The sequence below is a fragment of the Lysobacter cavernae genome (assembly GCF_042648505.1).
GTDB lineage: Bacteria > Pseudomonadota > Gammaproteobacteria > Xanthomonadales > Xanthomonadaceae > Lysobacter_L > Lysobacter_L cavernae.
This window is the reverse complement of sequence record NZ_JBHRXK010000006.1, coordinates 48,482-63,158: the sequence shown is the minus strand read 5'-3', so window position 1 is coordinate 63,158 and position 14,677 is coordinate 48,482. Positions and strand designations below refer to the sequence as shown.

Annotated in this window: 13 protein-coding genes; 10 read left to right on the top strand and 3 right to left on the bottom strand. The window is 69.4% G+C overall.

Annotated elements, in window-relative coordinates; genetic code table 11:
- The first annotated feature begins 46 nt into the window (after nucleotides 1–46).
- Together ACFOLC_RS12935 and ACFOLC_RS12930 are read left to right on the top strand one after the other, a co-directional pair.
- Nucleotides 47–2,119 carry a tetratricopeptide repeat protein gene (locus ACFOLC_RS12935; protein WP_386759674.1) on the top strand — a complete coding sequence of 691 codons (2,073 nt, stop codon included), beginning with the start codon at nucleotides 47–49 and terminating at the stop codon, nucleotides 2,117–2,119.
- 39 nt (nucleotides 2,120–2,158) lie between these two features.
- Nucleotides 2,159–2,785: a YbhB/YbcL family Raf kinase inhibitor-like protein gene (locus ACFOLC_RS12930; protein WP_386759673.1), complete on the top strand. Its 627-nt coding sequence runs from the start codon at nucleotides 2,159–2,161 to the stop codon at nucleotides 2,783–2,785.
- A 71-nt stretch (nucleotides 2,786–2,856) separates the two neighbouring features.
- Here the strand turns inward: ACFOLC_RS12930 and ACFOLC_RS12925 are convergent, their stop codons facing one another.
- Together ACFOLC_RS12925 and ACFOLC_RS12920 are read right to left on the bottom strand one after the other, a co-directional pair.
- Entirely contained in the window at nucleotides 2,857–3,678 is an 822-nt protein-coding gene (locus ACFOLC_RS12925) for an META domain-containing protein (RefSeq protein ID WP_386759672.1), read from the bottom strand.
- An 84-nt stretch (nucleotides 3,679–3,762) separates the two neighbouring features.
- Nucleotides 3,763–4,617 (bottom strand): undecaprenyl-diphosphate phosphatase, encoded by an 855-nt coding sequence (locus tag ACFOLC_RS12920; protein ID WP_386759671.1) that lies wholly within the window; start codon nucleotides 4,615–4,617, stop codon nucleotides 3,763–3,765.
- Between the two features lie 216 nt (nucleotides 4,618–4,833).
- On the opposite strand from ACFOLC_RS12920, the gene glnA reads away from it, so the two are divergent.
- From glnA to ACFOLC_RS12900, 4 genes are all read left to right on the top strand, one after another.
- Nucleotides 4,834–6,243, top strand: a complete 1,410-nt coding sequence (glnA, locus tag ACFOLC_RS12915; RefSeq protein WP_386759670.1) for a type I glutamate--ammonia ligase — start codon at nucleotides 4,834–4,836, stop codon at nucleotides 6,241–6,243.
- A gap of 325 nt (nucleotides 6,244–6,568) precedes the next feature.
- Complete coding sequence (locus ACFOLC_RS12910; RefSeq protein ID WP_386759669.1) at nucleotides 6,569–7,342, top strand: TorF family putative porin; 774 nt, start codon at nucleotides 6,569–6,571, stop codon at nucleotides 7,340–7,342.
- A 53-nt stretch (nucleotides 7,343–7,395) separates the two neighbouring features.
- Entirely contained in the window at nucleotides 7,396–7,734 is a 339-nt protein-coding gene (locus ACFOLC_RS12905; protein ID WP_386759668.1) for a P-II family nitrogen regulator, read from the top strand.
- Between the two features lie 246 nt (nucleotides 7,735–7,980).
- Entirely contained in the window at nucleotides 7,981–9,321 is a 1,341-nt protein-coding gene (locus tag ACFOLC_RS12900) for an ammonium transporter (protein WP_386759753.1), read from the top strand.
- Between the two features lie 185 nt (nucleotides 9,322–9,506).
- On the opposite strand, the gene ACFOLC_RS12895 is transcribed toward ACFOLC_RS12900, so the two are convergent.
- Nucleotides 9,507–10,277, bottom strand: coding sequence for a TerC family protein (locus tag ACFOLC_RS12895; RefSeq protein ID WP_386759667.1), 771 nt, complete (start codon nucleotides 10,275–10,277; stop codon nucleotides 9,507–9,509).
- A 336-nt stretch (nucleotides 10,278–10,613) separates the two neighbouring features.
- Between ACFOLC_RS12895 and ACFOLC_RS12890 the strand changes: the two genes are divergently transcribed.
- The 4 genes from ACFOLC_RS12890 to ACFOLC_RS12875 all read left to right on the top strand — a co-directional run bounded on the left by ACFOLC_RS12890 (nucleotide 10,614) and on the right by ACFOLC_RS12875 (nucleotide 14,668).
- On the top strand, nucleotides 10,614–11,666 hold the full coding sequence (locus tag ACFOLC_RS12890; protein WP_386759666.1) for a two-component system sensor histidine kinase NtrB: 1,053 nt from the start codon (nucleotides 10,614–10,616) through the stop codon (nucleotides 11,664–11,666).
- Between the two features lie 393 nt (nucleotides 11,667–12,059).
- Nucleotides 12,060–13,496: a nitrogen regulation protein NR(I) gene (ntrC, locus tag ACFOLC_RS12885; protein WP_386759665.1), complete on the top strand. Its 1,437-nt coding sequence runs from the start codon at nucleotides 12,060–12,062 to the stop codon at nucleotides 13,494–13,496.
- A 77-nt stretch (nucleotides 13,497–13,573) separates the two neighbouring features.
- Entirely contained in the window at nucleotides 13,574–14,125 is a 552-nt protein-coding gene (locus ACFOLC_RS12880) for a superoxide dismutase family protein (RefSeq protein ID WP_386759664.1), read from the top strand.
- A 171-nt stretch (nucleotides 14,126–14,296) separates the two neighbouring features.
- Nucleotides 14,297–14,668, top strand: coding sequence for a GNAT family N-acetyltransferase (locus ACFOLC_RS12875; RefSeq protein ID WP_386759663.1), 372 nt, complete (start codon nucleotides 14,297–14,299; stop codon nucleotides 14,666–14,668).
- Nucleotides 14,669–14,677: the final 9 nt, after the last annotated feature.

Genomic DNA, 14,677 nt, shown 5'->3' with positions numbered 1-14,677 from the left:
CCGCAGCCGCTACAATCGCGGATTCGTCCGAGCAACCGAGCTGTCCATGTACGAACCCATTCTCGACGCGCTGCGTCGCGGCGCCGCCGCGCAAGCGCTGGCCGCCGCGCGCGATGCCGTCGCCACGCAGCCGCAAGACGCCACCGCGCACCGCCTGCTGGCTGCCGCGCTGCGCCTGGACGGCGATCGCGAGGCCGCGCTGGCGGCGATCGACCACGCCATCGGCCTGGCCCCGGACGACGCCGGCCTGCATCTGGAACGCGCCGGCCTGCTGCTGGCCGAGCGCCAGCTCGACGAGGCCCAGGCCGCGCTGGCCCGCGCCACCGGGCTCGACCCCAACCAGTTCCCGGCCTACATCGTGCAGGCGCAGCTCGCGGTCGGCCGCGGCGACCTCGACGAGGCCGAGCGCCTGGTCCGCACCGCCGCGCGCATCGCCCCCGAGCACCCGCACGTGGCCGCGGTCGAAGGCTCGCTGGCGCTGCGCCGCGGCGACGCCGACCGCGCCCTGGCTATCCTCAGCGGCGCCGCCGAGCGCGCGCCGGACGACCTGCAGCTGCGCCACGCGCTGGGCTTCGCCTACCTGGCCAAGGGCCACTTCGCCTTCGCCGAGCAGGCCTTCCGCCGCCTGCTCGAACGCGACCCGGATTCGCGCGCGTTGCGCTCGCTGATCGCCGACCTGGTGCGCCGCCAGGGTCGCCCGGGCGAGGCCGCCGACGAGCTGGCACCGTTGCTGGACGGCGCCGCCGCGACCCCGGCCCTGCAGCGCCTGGTCGCTGAGCTCGAACTCGAAGGCGGCCGCAACGAGAGCGCGTTGGCGCGCCTGCGCGAGTCGTTCGCGGCGCAGCCGCTGGACCGCCGCACCCTGCTCGCCCTGATGGAGGCCTGGCGTCGGCTCGAGGCCGTCGACGAAGCGCGCAGCACCCTCGACACGACGTTGGAAGCGCACACGCAATTGCCCGACCTGTGGCGCGCGCGGCTGGCGCTCGAGCCGTTCGCCGGTGAGGGCGCGCGGGACGTGGTCGCGCGCTGGCAGGTGGCGATGCCGGAGCACGTGCCGGCGCTGGAAGCGCAATCCACCATCCACGGCCGCGCCGGCGAGCACGACCAGGCCGAAGCCGTCGCGCGCCGCATCATCGAGCTGCAGCCCGGCCACACCCAGGCCGAGCTGCGAATCGTCGACGAGCTGCTGCGGCGCGACCCGGACGCGGCGGTGATGCGCGTCGAGGGCCTGCTGGCGAAAGCGCAGGACATCAACATCAAGCGTTCGCTGCGGCAGCTGCTCGGCCGCTGTTTCGACATCGCCGGCCAGCCCGATGCGGCGGCGGCGACCTGGGCCGAACTGCATGCCGAGGTCGTCGGCGAGCGCCTGCCGCTGCCGCAACCGAGCGCGCCGATCGCGCAGTGGCCGGAGCTGGCGCCGGTGGCGGAATCGACCCCACCGGTGCTGCTGCTGTGGGGCGCGCCGGGCTCGCTGGTCGAGCGGCTGGCGGTGACGCTCGGCGAGAGCGGGGCGCCGGTGCGCGCCGATCGCCTCGGCGCCACGCCGCCGAACGACCTGTTCCAGCGCTATCCGACCACGGCCGGTCTGGTCGACGGCACGCTCGATGCGGCCTACCAGATCAACCTGTGGCGCGCCGGGCTGCCGGCACGCGGGATCAGCGACGGCACCGTGTTCGACTGGCTGCTGTGGTGGGACAACGCGTTGCTGCTGGCGCTGCGCCCGTACCTGCCCGAGGCGGTGCTGATGATCGCCCTGCGCGACCCGCGCGACATGCTGCTGGACTGGCTGGCCTACGGCAGCCCGGTGCCGTTTGCACTGGCTTCGCCGGAAGCCGGCGCGCGCTGGCTGGCGGCGACGCTGGAGCAGGTGGCGCAGCTGCACGAGCAGGACCTGTTCCCGCATCGGCTGGTCCGGCTCGACGACATCGCCCAGGACCCGCGTGGCGTCGCCCAGGCACTCGCCGACGCCCTGCAGACCCGGGTGATGACGCCATCGCCGGCGACGCTCGGCACGGCGCGCCTCGCCCCCGGCCACTGGCGCACGTTCGCCGAGCCGCTGGCCGAGGCGTTCGCGCTGCTCGAGCCGGTGGCCCAGCGGCTGGGTTACCCGGCGGCCTGATCACCGCAGCGACCCTCATCCCCGATCCACGGAGGCGACATGCGCATTCGCAGCGACAGTTTCGAGCACCGCCAGCGCCTGCCGGCGCAGTTCGCCGCCGGCCAGGCCACGGCCGACGGCTTCGGTTTTGCGCCCAACCGCAACCCGCACCTGGCCTGGGACGGGGTGCCGGACGGCACCCGTTCGTTCGCACTGCTGTGCATCGACCCGGACGTGCCGACCGTGGCCGAGATGGTCGGCCAGGCCGGCGTGCTGATCCCGGCCGACCAGCCGCGCGGCGAGTTCGTGCACTGGGCGATGGTCGACCTGGCCGCCGGCCTGCGCGAAATCACGGCTGGCAGCTGCAGCGACGGCGTGGTGGCGCACGGCAAGGCGCAACCGGCCGGTCCGGCCGGCGCGCGCCAGGGCCTCAACGACTACACCGGCTGGTTCGCCGGCGATAGCGCCATGGCCGGCGACTGGCGCGGCTACGACGGCCCGTTCCCGCCGCCCAACGACCTGCGCCTGCACCGCTACTTCTTCCGCGTGTTCGCGCTGGATGTCGAGAAGCTGGACGTGCCGGCGCGCTTCACCGCCGCCGACGTGTTCGCCGCGATGCACGGCCACGTGCTGGACGAGGCCGTGATCTACGCGACGTACTCGCTGAACCCCGACGTCACCGGGTGAGCCGGTGCACCGGCGAGGCTGCGGTGCCGTCACCCGACTGACGGCGCCACAGCCGTTGCGGCAAGGCGGTCTTACTTCGCCTTCACGGTTTCCGACTCGACGACCATGTCGAGCACATAGGCCACCGACGACGCATCGGCCGGCGGGTTCTTGACGGCGTAACGCTTCAGCCGCACCACGTTGCGCACGCCGTTGACGTGCTCGTAGCCCTCGATGTCCTGGTACAGCGGCTGCCACTCGCCCGGCGTGCCGGACTTCAGGCCGCGCTCGTCGTAGTGCAGCTCGCGCACCTGCAGGCACTGCTTGTCGGGGATCAACGGGTGGCTGCACGGCTGGGTCTGCGCCGCGACCTCGTAGAAGGCGGTCGCGCCCGGGCCGCCGTAGCGCGTGTCCGCGGTGGCTTCGCCGCGGAACGTCAGCACGTCGCCGCCGGCCGAGGTCAGGGTCAGCTGCGGCGTGTCGCCGCTGCGCAGCGCCAGCGTCTGCGGCGCCTGCAGGCGCTGGCCGATGTCCTGGTCCAAGGCCATCAGTTTGGGATCGGCGCAGGCCATCATCGTCGAGGCCAGGCGCGCGATCTCGAGTTTGTCGCCAGCGATCGTGTAGCCGCCGCTCATGCGGTTGCAGGTGTTGCTGACGCTGACGCGGCCGTCGCGTAAATCCAGCTGCAGCGGCCGGTCGGCGCGCGCGAACAGCGCCTCGATGCGCTGGCCCTTGGCGTCGAGCGCCTGGTCGAGCTGCCAGTGGTAGCCGCCGAGAGCGGCCGCATCCAGGGCCGTATTGGCCGGTGCCGTGGCTGCAGCCGCAGGCGCGGTCTGTGCCGGCGGCGTGTCCTGTGGTGCCTTGGTACAGGCGGTCAAGGCCAAGGGAAGGGTCAGCAGTGCAAGTCGCTTCATCGCCAGTCTCCAGAAGGTGGGCCTATGGAAACGCACCGCTGCGCAGAACCGGGTGAAGGCGCAGGCGCCGGGTGCATTGCCGATTCAGCTGCCGGTCGGCACCAGCCACAGCAACGCCGCGCCCAGCACGAAGCGGTACACCGCGAAGGCGGTGAAACGGTGGCTCTGGATGTAGCGCAGCAGCCACTTCACCGCGACGAAGGCGGTGATCGCCGAGGCGACGAAGGCGACCGCGAGCGCGCTCCAGTCCTCGTGCGCGGCCTCGCCGTTGCCGATCACGTGCGCCAGCTCGTAGGCGGTGGCGGCGAACATGGTCGGGATGCCGACCAGGAACGCGAATTCCGTGGCGGCGGCACGATTGGTCGTGCCCGCCAGCAACGCCACGAAGATGGTCGCGCCCGAGCGCGAGGTGCCCGGAAAGACCCCGGCCGCCACCTGGGCGATGCCCACCAGCACGGCCACCAGCCAGGTGATGTGCTGGCGTTCGCCCAGTACCGCCGCGCGCCGCGCCGCCAGCTGTTCGGCGGCGACCATCCACACGCCGCCCAGGATCAGCGCCCAGGCGATCGGGGTGACCGTCTCCGGCAGCTCCCAGCCCAGCGCCTTGACCAGCAGCCCACCCGCCGCGGTCACGCCGAAGGCCGCCGCCAGCTTGTAGGCATAGCCGCGCCACTGCGCCGGAGTGATGTCGACCCCAAGCGGGTCGTAGGCGCCGGGCTTGTCGCGGCCGGCAAACGCCATCACCAAGCCCCACAGCCGCTGCCGGTAGATCAGGACCACCGCCAGGATCGCCCCGGCCTGGATCGCGATGTTGAACAGGTCACTGCGCCGGCCCAGCCAGTGCTGGGCGATCAGCAGGTGGCCGGTGCTGGAGATCGGCAGGAATTCGGTGATGCCTTCGATGATGCCGAGCAGCAGCGCGGCGAGCAGGTCGGTCATGCAGGAGGTCGTGGCGGGCGTGAACGGGCCGGCCAGCATAACGGATGCCTTGAAAGCACCAGTTTGGTGCAATAGATGCACAAAACGCACGAAATTGATGCTAAATGCCGGGCGCTGTGCCTGTGAATCCTTATAAATCAATTTGTTAGACGGTGAAAAAAGTTGGCACGCCGATTGCTACATGAGGGTATCCCTTCACTCGAGGCTGTGCCCGCAATGTCGATCGAACACGTCGAAAAGCTGATCCGTGACCACAAGGTCGAATTCATCGACCTGCGCTTTGCCGACCTGCGCGGCGTGCAGCACCACGTCACCTTCCCCAAGTCGATCATCGAGCCGGGCCTGTTCGAGGACGGCAAGATGTTCGACGGCTCGTCGATCGCCGGCTGGAAGGGCATCCACCAGTCCGACATGGTGCTGCTGCCCGACGCCAGCACCGCCTTCCTCGACCCGTTCACCGCCGACCCGACCCTGGTCCTGACCTGCGACATCCTCGACCCGGCCACCATGCAGGCCTACTCGCGCGACCCGCGCGGCGTCGCCAAGCGCGCCGAGGCTTACCTCAAGGCCAGCGGCATCGCCGAGCAGGCGTTCTTCGGCCCGGAGCCGGAGTTCTTCATCTTCGACTCGGTGCGCTATGCCAATGACATGGGCCACACCTTCTTCCACATCGACTCGGAAGAGGCGGCGTGGAACTCCGGCCGCGAGTACGAAGGCGGCAACACCGGCTACCGTCCGGGCGTGAAGGGCGGCTACTTCCCGGTCGCGCCGCTCGACTCGCTGCACGACATCCGCGCCGAGATGTGCAAGACGCTCGAAGCCGTCGGCATCGAGGTCGAGGTGCACCACCACGAAGTGGCCAACGCCGGCCAGTGCGAGATCGGCACCAAGTTCAACTCGCTGGTCAAGAAGGCCGACGAGCTGCTGACGATGAAGTACATCATCAAGAACGTCGCCCACCGCAACGGCAAGACCGCGACCTTCATGCCGAAACCCATCGTCGGCGACAACGGCAGCGGCATGCACGTGCACCAGTCGCTGGCCAAGGGCGGCGTCAACCTGTTCACCGGCGACGGCTACGGCGGCCTGTCGCAGATGGCGCTGTGGTACATCGGCGGCATCTTCAAGCACGCGCGCGCGATCAACGCCTTCGCCAACTCGACCACCAACAGCTACAAGCGCCTGGTGCCGGGCTTCGAGGCGCCGGTGATGCTGGCGTACTCGGCGTCCAACCGTTCGGCCTCGTGCCGCATCCCGTACGTCGCCAACCCGAAGGCGCGCCGCATCGAGATCCGTTTCCCGGACCCGATGAACTCCGGTTACCTGATCTTCGCCGCGCTGATGATGGCCGGCCTGGACGGCATCAAGAACCAGATCGACCCGGGCGCACCGAGCGACAAGGACCTCTACGACCTGCCGCCGGAAGAAGAGAAGAACATCCCGACCGTGTGCCACAGCCTCGACCAGGCGCTGGAAGCGCTCGACAAGGACCGTGACTTCCTCAAGGCTGGCGGCGTGTTCACCGACGACTTCATCGACGGCTACATCGCACTGAAGATGCAGGAAGTGACCAAGTTCCGCGCCGCCACGCACCCGCTCGAATACCAGATGTACTACGCGATCTGATGCAGCTGCTGCAGCCTCTCTCCCGATGGAGAGGGGCTGGGGTGAGGGTCGGCGGATGACCGGCCGCTCGCGGGAACGTCGTGACGCCAGGCAGGGGTGACAGCGTGCCGCGGCCGTCGAGTGAACGGAGCGCCCGACCCTCATCCGCCTTCGGGCACCTTCTCCGGAGGGAGAAGGAACGGCAAGTAATCCACCAGTGAGGTAACCGAATCGACGGGCTCCACCCGCCGCAGGGCGAGTGACGCGGCCGCCAGGAAAAGGCCCGCGTGCAAGCGCAATGAAGCAATGACCGGGGAGGGGCCACCGCTTATGAGGAGCCTGCGTCATGTCGTCTCGCATCAATGCAGTTCGCATCCATGCTGTTCGCAATACGTTGGCCACATCGGCCGTACTCGCCGTTGCCTGCCTGGGCATGGCGCCTGCGCACGCCGGCGTATCCGGCTCGCTGGCGTTGACCAGCGATTACCTGTTCCGCGGCGTCTCGCAGACCAACCAGGAGCCCGCGCTGCAGGGCGGTGTCGAGTTCGCGGCCGATAACGGCTTCTACCTCGGCGCCTGGGGCAGCAACATCAACTGGCTGTCCGACCTGTCCACGCCGCTGGCGCCGATCTCCAGCAGCCTGGAGCTCGACGGCTACGGCGGTTATCGCGGCAAGTTCAACGACGTCGTCGGCTTCGACGTCGGCGCGATCTACTACTGGTACCCGGGCGACTTTCCGTCCGGCTTCAACAGCGCCGACACGGCCGAGCTCTACGTCGGCATCAGCGCCAGTGTGTTCACGGCCAAGTACTCCTATGCCCTCACCGACCTGTTCGGCTACGCCGACTCGGACGGCAGCGGTTACCTCGAGGCGAATGCGAACTGGGAGTTCAAGCCCAGCTGGACGCTCAACGCGCACGTCGGCAAGCAGTGGATCGAGAACAACGAGGACTTCGCCTACATCGACTGGAAGCTCGGCGTCACCAAGGGCTTCGACAGCGGCTTCTCGATCGCCCTGGCCTACAGCGACACCGATGCCGAACAGGCGCTCTACACCAACCCGCACGGCAACCACATCGCCGACGACACGGTCGTGCTCACGCTGAGCAAGGCGTTCTGAGCGATGGCGCATTCCTACCCACCTCACGTTTTGTTACCCCACGGAGCTGCGAGATGAAACTGATCACCGCGATCATCCGGCCGTTCAAGCTCGACGAGGTGCGCGAAGCGCTCACCGAAGTCGGCGTGTCCGGCATCACCGTCACCGAGGTCAAGGGCTTCGGTCGACAGAAGGGCCACACCGAGCTCTACCGTGGTGCCGAGTACGTGGTCGACTTCCTGCCCAAGCTCAAGGTCGAGTGCGCCGTGCCCGAAGCCTTGCTCGATGCCGCGCTGGAGGCGGTGCAGAACGCGGCCCGCACCGGCAAGGTCGGCGACGGCAAGATCCTCGTCTCGCAGGTGGAACGCGCGCTGCGCATCCGCACCGGCGAACTCGACGACGACGCGTTGTGAGGGGGCGTGATGATTTTCCGACATGACCCACCTCAGCCGTCATTCCCGCCTTTCGGCTTCGCTCAGGACAGGCTCCGGCGGGAATCCATGGGCGTTGCCTTGCCAACCATCACCACCGAGGGGAATGACGACGTGACACACGCGAAGACACTGGGTGGTGCCGCCATTCGGCAGCCCGAAAGACCCCGCCTGCGCGGGAATGACGAGAGGCAGGAGCGCGCGCTGTCTTCCGGGCAGCGGCAGCGCATGGTGGATGCCTTCCGCCATCCGCGCCTGCTCCTGGCCGTGGCCGCATTGGCTCTGCCTGCCGTGAGCCTCGCCCAGGAAGCCGCTGCCGCGGTCGAAGCCGCGCCGGTGGTCGACAAGGGCGACGTCGCCTGGATGCTGACTTCGACCCTGCTGGTGCTGCTGATGACGGTGCCCGGCCTGGCCCTGTTCTACGGTGGCCTGGTGCGCAGCAAGAACGTGCTGTCGGTGCTGATGCAGGTGCTGACGGTGTTCTCGCTGATCGTGTTGTTGTGGGTGGCCTACGGTTACTCGCTGGCATTTGGCGGCGGCGGCGCCTTCATCGGCACCACCGACAAACTGTTCCTGCTTGGCGTGACCAAGGAGACACTGGCGGCGACGTTCACCGCCGGCGTGTCGTTGCCGGAGTATGTGTTCGTCGCGTTCCAGTCGACCTTCGCCGGCATCACCGGGGCGCTGATCGTCGGCGCGTTCGCCGAGCGCATCAAGTTCCGCGCGGTGCTGCTGTTCTCGGTGCTGTGGTTCACCTTCGCCTACCTGCCGATCGCGCACATGGTCTGGTACGCGCCGGACGGCTGGCTGTTCGCCAAGGGCGCGATCGACTTCGCCGGCGGCACCGTGGTGCACATCAACGCCGGCATCGCCGGCCTGGTCGGCGCCTACCTGGTCGGTCGGCGTGTCGGTTACGGGCGCGAGGCGATCAAGCCGCACAACGTCACCTTCACCATGATCGGCGCGTCGCTGCTGTGGGTGGGCTGGTTCGGCTTCAACGCCGGTTCCAATCTGGAGGCCACTGCCGGCGCTGCACTGGCGTTCCTCAACACGCTGCTCGCCACGGCCGCTGCCGCATTGGCGTGGAGCCTGGTCGAGGCGGTGGTGAAGGGCAAGCCGTCGATGCTCGGCGGCGCCTCGGGCGTGGTCGCCGGTCTGGTCGCGATCACCCCGGCCTGCGGCACGGTCGGTCCGCTCGGTGCGATCGCCATCGGTGCGATCGCCGGTGCACTGTGCGTGTGGGGCGTGACCGGGTTGAAGCGCCTGCTCGGCGCCGACGACGCGCTCGACGTGTTCGGCGTGCACGGCCTGGGCGGCATCATCGGCGCGCTGCTGACCGGCGTGTTCACCGCGCCGTCGCTGGGCGGCACCGGCGCGGCCGATTTCTCGATCGCGCACCAGGTCGGCGTGCAGGCGCTCAGCGTCGGTGTCACGGTCGTGTGGTCGGGTGTGGTGTCGGTGATTGCCTTCTGGATCGTCAAGGCCGTGGTCGGCCTGCGCGTGCCGGAGGAGGCCGAGCGTGAAGGCCTCGACATCACCTCGCACGGCGAGTCGGCGTACGAGACCTGAGCACGACCGGTCCCGCGGCGCGGTTCGCTCGCGGTCGCGACACCGGCCGCGTTATGAACGGATCGGGGCGGCCGGGATGGCCGCCCCACCGGGTGGATGGACGCAGTGCCGGCTCATTCGCGGTGACGCGCCTGAGCCAGCGGACGACGCGGGCTCAGGCCAGGTGGCCGTGGCCCGCGTGCGGTTCACGGCGTGGGCGGGTCGTTGGTGAAGCGCTCGTGCAGCTTGACCGGCGCGACCTTGGCCTGCTCGCGTTTGCGGACCCACAGGTTGATCAGCTCGACGAACACCGAGAAGGCCATCGCCGCGTAGATGTAGCCCTTGGAGATGTGCTGGCCGAAGCCGTCGGCGATCAGGACCAGGCCGATCATGATCAAAAAGCTCAGCGCCAGAATCTTCACGGTTGGGTGGCGCTCGACGAAATCGCCGATCGGGCGGGCGAACATCAGCATGAAGATGATGGAGATCAGGATGGCGGTGACCATCACCCAGCGCTCGTCGACCATGCCCACGGCGGTGATGATCGAATCCAGCGAGAACACGATGTCCAGCACCATGATCTGGGCGATGACGCTGGCGAAGGTCGCCGTCGCCGCGCCGCCGGCACTGACGTGCTCGCTGGCACCTTCCAGCTTCTGGTGGATCTCGTGCGTGGCCTTGCCGATCAGGAACAGGCCGCCGCCGATGAGGATCAGGTCACGCCAGGAGAACTCGTTGCCCAGCACCGAGAACAGCGGCGCGGTCAGGCCGACGATCCAGGCGATGGCCAGCAGCAGGCCCAGTCGCGTCACCGCGGCCAGGGTGATGCCCACGCGGCGCGCTTTGTTGCGTTGCTCCGGCGGCAATTTGCCGGCCAGGATCGAGATGAAAATGATGTTGTCGATGCCGAGCACCAGTTCGAGCGCGGTCAGTGTGGCCAGTGCGATCCAGATCTCGGGGTTCAGTAGGGCGTCCATGAAGGTCTCGTCGAAGAATGGGCGGGCGGCCGTAAGGCCGGTGGAGGCCGAACTCGATGCGCATCGACGGCGCCTGGCACGGACCAGGTCGATGTCGGACGGGCAATCAGGTACGGCGGTGGACAGGGCCACGACGCCACGCATCCAATGGACGCACCTTCGCCGTGGGACGGCGAAGGTCTTGCTCGCAGGCCGCCTCAGGCGACCGGCTGCTGCACCGGAAACATGGCTCGCAAGAGCACGTCTCGTAATGACGATGACAGCACGCGGGAGCTACTCCCCTTCGGGCGGCGATCCTAGCACGGCTGGCCGTCCGGCTTGCACTAAGATGGTGCAATGAGCAGCGCCGTTCCCGATCTCGACCGCCTGACCACGCCGCTGGCGTGGAGCGATGCGGGTGGCACGATCGCCGGCTGCAATGCCGCGTTCTCGCGCTGGCTCGGGGTCAGCACGCGCCGATTGCAAGGTTGGCCGCTGGCCGGGCTGGATGCCGGCGACGGCCGCCTCGCCGAGGCGCTGCAGCGTCGCGCGCACGAGGGTGCGCCGCTGCGCCTGCGCCGTATCCGCCTGCGTTACGCCGATGGTGAGGAGTGTTTCGCCGACCTGTGGCTGAGCCGGCGCGAGGACGGCGGCTGGTTGCTGGAGGCGCACCCGGTCGACGAATTCCCCGGCGACGATCCGGCGCTGCTGCTGCCGTCGGCGTTGTCGGCCTCGCTCAAGGGCCTCGCGCACGAGCTGCGCAATCCGCTGGCCGGCCTCAAGGGGGCGGCGCAGCTGCTGGCCCGCCGTATCGACAGCGGCAACGGCAACGGCGATGCGCGCGAACTGGTCACGCTGATCGGCAGTGAGGTCGATCGCCTGACCGCACTGCTCGATCAGTTGCTGACCCCGGCGCCGCCGCGTCCGCACGCCGCGCTCAATATCCACGCCGTGCTCGAGCGCGTGCTGCGCCTGGCCGAGAGCGACGCCGGCTGGGCCGTGCGCCTGGTCCGCGACTACGACCCGAGCCTGCCCGAGCTGGCCGGCGACGGCGACCGCCTGATGCAGGCGGTGTGGAACCTGGTGCGCAACGCGATCGAGGCCGGCGCGATCCACGTCACCCTGCGCACCCGCGCCGAGCACGCGGTGCGCATCGGCGATGCGGTGCACCCGATCGCGCTGCGCCTGGACATCGTCGACGACGGCCGCGGCGTGCCCGAGGAACTGACCGAGCAGTTGTTCCTGCCGCTGGTGTCGGGCCGCGCCGAGGGCAGCGGTCTCGGCCTGGCGCTGGCGCAGCAGGTCGCGCGCGAGCACCGCGGCTCGCTGGTCTATCGATCGCGGCCGGGGCACACGGTGTTCACGTTGCTGCTGCCGTTGCAGATGGAGGAGGGCGGCGATGCGGTGTAAGGGCGCTACTCCGGGCTTTGCGGAAACGCTTGTATTTGCTTTGCGAACAGCCGGACGCCTGTCCAGACCCGAAGGGCGGCGTGCGTGGATGCACGCCGTTTTCCGACCGAGCCATGGATGGCGAGTCGGAAAATCCCCTCAGTCGCTCCGTCGTGGGGCTGATTTGTCGAGGAAGGCCGTTTCTTTTGGTTACTTTTCTTTGGGCCAGCAAAGAAAAGTGACCCGGCCGCGGCAGCGGATGGAAGCGTTGGCCTTTGCTTCAGCCCTATGCCCAGAAACAACGTCCATGGGTTCCCGCCTTCGCGGGAACGACGGTGTTTTCGATTCAGTCGTGGCTGTGGCCAGAACTTCGATTTTTTCTTGGCGCTACCGCTGCACTCAGGACCCACGTCGATGATGTCTAACCCCGCCCGCATCTGGGTCGTAGACGACGACCGCAGCGTGCGCTTCGTGCTCGCCACCGCGTTGCGCGAGGCCGGCTACGCCGTCGACGGTTTCGAGAGCGCGCGCGACGCCCTCGATGCGCTGCGCGAGCGTGGAGCGTCGGGCCTGCAGGCGCCGGACCTGATCTTCACCGACGTGCGCATGCCCGGCGACGACGGCCTGGCGCTGCTCGACAAGCTCAAGACGCAGGCGCCGAAGCTGCCGGTGATCGTGATGAGCGCCTACACCGACGTCGCCAGCACCGCCGGGGCGTTCCGCGGCGGCGCGCACGAGTTCCTGTCCAAGCCCTTCGATCTCGACGAAGCCGTGGCCCTGGCCGTGCGCGCGCTCGGTGCGGGCGCCGACACCGACACGCCGCAACACGAAGGCGCGGCGACCCAGACCGACGCGCTGGTGGGCGATGCGCCGGCGATGCGCACCTTGTTCCGCGCCATCGGCCGGCTTGCGCAGGCGCCGTTGTCGGTGCTGATCACCGGCGAAACCGGCACCGGCAAGGAGCTGGTCGCGCGCGCGCTGCACCGCGAGTCGCCGCGCGCGGCCAAGCCGTTCGTCGCGCTCAACACCGCCGCGATCCCGGCCGAGCTGCTCGAAAGCGAGCTGTTCGGCCACGAGGCCGGCGCGTTTACCGGCGCGAGCCGGCGTCACCTCGGCCGCTTCGAGCAGGCCGACGGCGGCACCTTGTTCCTCGACGAGATCGGCGACATGCCGCTGCCGCTGCAGACGCGCCTGCTGCGCGTGCTCGCCGAGGGCGAATTCTTCCGCGTCGGCGGGCGCGAGCTGATCCGCGTCGACGTGCGCGTGATCGCCGCCACCCACCAGGACCTGGAAACGCTGGTGGCCGACGGTCGCTTCCGCGCTGACCTGCTGCATCGCCTCGACGTGGTGCGCTTGCGCCTGCCGCCGCTGCGCGAGCGCCGCGAGGACGTGCCGCGGCTGGCCGAGCGGTTCCTCGCCGCGGCCGCGCTGCGCTTCGACGCGCCGGCCAAGCGCTTCGCCAAGCCCGCGCTCGAGCGCCTGCTGGCCTACGACTGGCCCGGCAACGTGCGCCAGTTGGAAAACCTGTGCTGGCGCCTGGCCGCGCTCGCGCCCGGCGACACCATCACCCGCGCCGACCTCGACGACGCGCTGGCGGCCGCGCCGGGCCAGGGCATCGTCGCCGCCGGCAATGAGGATGACTGGGACGCGCGGCTCGCCGCCTGGGCGCGCGCGCAGCTGGCTCTCGGCAACGACGGCCTGCATGCGCAGGCGCTGGAGCGGTTCGAGCGGGCCTTGTTCGAGGCCGCGCTCGAGCACACCGGCGGCCGTCGCAGCGAGGCCGCGGCCCGGCTCGGCCTGGGCCGCAACACGCTTACGCGCAAGCTCGGCCCCGGCCGTAAGCGCTCGTAGAGTTTCACCGCCGGACCACCCGCGCGCGGCTAGGCTGCGTGCGGCGCTTCGGCCCCTGGACCCTGAGGAGATCACGAATGAAGACCGCATTGCTCGCCGCCGCCACCACGCTGGCCTTGGCTGCCTGCAGCTCCGCGCCCAAGGCGCCGACCACGCCGCCGGCGGCGTCAACCGCGAAGGCCGCCACCGTCAACCTGGCTTCGGCCTCGGCCAGCCTGGTCAGTGGCAAGCTCAGCGTGGTGTCGATGGGCAATGGCGTGCACCTCACCGGCGAAGTCGGCGGCCTCGCGCCGAACAGCACGCACGCGATCCACATCCACGAGAAGGGCGACTGCAGCGCGGCCGATGCCAGCAGCGCCGGTGGCCACTTCAACCCGGCCGGTGCGCCGCACGGCAAGGTCGACAGCGGCGCCCACCACGGCGGCGACATGAACAACCTCGTCGCCGACGCCGAGGGCGTGGCCAAGGTCGACGCGCATGCCAGTGGCGTCACCCTCGGTGGCGGCGCGGCCAACGACATTGCCGGCAAGGCGGTGATCGTCCACGCCGCGGCCGACGACTACAAGACCCAGCCGACCGGCAACGCCGGCGGGCGCGTCGCCTGTGGCGTCATCACCGTGACCCAGTGATGGCTGCGCGAGCCACGGCGGTCGCGGCAACGCGGCCGGACGCCAGGGTGCCGCCATGAACACCCAGTTGCGCATCCGCGACGCCCACGCCGCCGATCGCGACCTGATCGCCGACTGGATGATCGCGATGGCCTGGGAGACCGAGAGCACAAGCGCCTCGATGCCGACACCGTGCGCGCCGGCGTCGCCGCCGCCATCGCCGATCCGGCCAAGGCGCGTTACTTCGTCGCCATGCGCGAGGCCGCAGTCGCCGGCCACGAAACCATCGCAATGGCGGTCGGCGTGCTGATGCTGACGCACGAGTGGAGCGACTGGCGCAACGGCGACTGGTGGTGGATCCAGAGCGTGTACGTGCCGCCGGCGCAGCGGCGGCAGGGCGTGTTCGCGGCGTTGTACCGGCATGTCGAACAGTGCGCACGCGGCATACCAGGGGTGGTCGGTCTGCGCCTATACGTTGAACGCGACAACGAAAACGCCCAGCACACGTACACGGCGCTGGGCATGGTCGATGCGGGGTACCTCCTGTTCGAAGAGGAGTTCTGAGCGCCGCCC

What these genes read in the sequence shown, in the direction of transcription:
- ACFOLC_RS12935 (WP_386759674.1), top strand. Translation starts at nt 47, where the DNA reads ATGTACGAACCCATTCTCGACGCGCTGCGTCGCGGCGCCGCCGCGCAA.
- ACFOLC_RS12930 (WP_386759673.1), top strand. Translation starts at nt 2,159, where the DNA reads ATGCGCATTCGCAGCGACAGTTTCGAGCACCGCCAGCGCCTGCCGGCG.
- ACFOLC_RS12925 (WP_386759672.1), bottom strand. Translation starts at nt 3,678, where the DNA reads ATGAAGCGACTTGCACTGCTGACCCTTCCCTTGGCCTTGACCGCCTGT.
- ACFOLC_RS12920 (WP_386759671.1), bottom strand. Translation starts at nt 4,617, where the DNA reads ATGACCGACCTGCTCGCCGCGCTGCTGCTCGGCATCATCGAAGGCATC.
- glnA (WP_386759670.1), top strand. Translation starts at nt 4,834, where the DNA reads ATGTCGATCGAACACGTCGAAAAGCTGATCCGTGACCACAAGGTCGAA.
- ACFOLC_RS12910 (WP_386759669.1), top strand. Translation starts at nt 6,569, where the DNA reads ATGTCGTCTCGCATCAATGCAGTTCGCATCCATGCTGTTCGCAATACG.
- ACFOLC_RS12905 (WP_386759668.1), top strand. Translation starts at nt 7,396, where the DNA reads ATGAAACTGATCACCGCGATCATCCGGCCGTTCAAGCTCGACGAGGTG.
- ACFOLC_RS12900 (WP_386759753.1), top strand. Translation starts at nt 7,981, where the DNA reads ATGGTGGATGCCTTCCGCCATCCGCGCCTGCTCCTGGCCGTGGCCGCA.
- ACFOLC_RS12895 (WP_386759667.1), bottom strand. Translation starts at nt 10,277, where the DNA reads ATGGACGCCCTACTGAACCCCGAGATCTGGATCGCACTGGCCACACTG.
- ACFOLC_RS12890 (WP_386759666.1), top strand. Translation starts at nt 10,614, where the DNA reads ATGAGCAGCGCCGTTCCCGATCTCGACCGCCTGACCACGCCGCTGGCG.
- ntrC (WP_386759665.1), top strand. Translation starts at nt 12,060, where the DNA reads ATGATGTCTAACCCCGCCCGCATCTGGGTCGTAGACGACGACCGCAGC.
- ACFOLC_RS12880 (WP_386759664.1), top strand. Translation starts at nt 13,574, where the DNA reads ATGAAGACCGCATTGCTCGCCGCCGCCACCACGCTGGCCTTGGCTGCC.